Below are 235 nucleotides of genomic sequence, written 5' to 3'. Positions count from 1 at the left end.
TAACGCAAACACTTGAGTCCATTCCTGGAATTGGTCCTGTATTCGCCGCCGGTATTATCGCTGAGATTGGTCAAATCGAAAGATTTGATGATGAAACCAAGGTCGCAAAATATGCCGGATTATATTGGCGTACACATCAATCTGGTCGTTTCACCGCAGAAAACACTTCATTATCTCGTAATGGAAATCACTACTTACGTTATTACCTAGTTGAAGCCGCCAACTCTGTAAGAAA

At 41.7% G+C, this 235-nt stretch carries 1 protein-coding gene; it reads left to right on the top strand.

What is annotated here, in order from left to right; genetic code table 11:
* A partial coding sequence (locus FE392_RS22805; protein ID WP_319931962.1) for a transposase occupies positions 1 to 235 on the top strand: 235 nt, incomplete at both ends.

The sequence above is a fragment of the Xenorhabdus santafensis genome (genome assembly GCF_033949405.1).
GTDB lineage: Bacteria > Pseudomonadota > Gammaproteobacteria > Enterobacterales > Enterobacteriaceae > Xenorhabdus > Xenorhabdus santafensis.
Note: the sequence above shows the minus strand (reverse complement) of the source record. Positions and strands in the feature narration are given on the sequence as shown.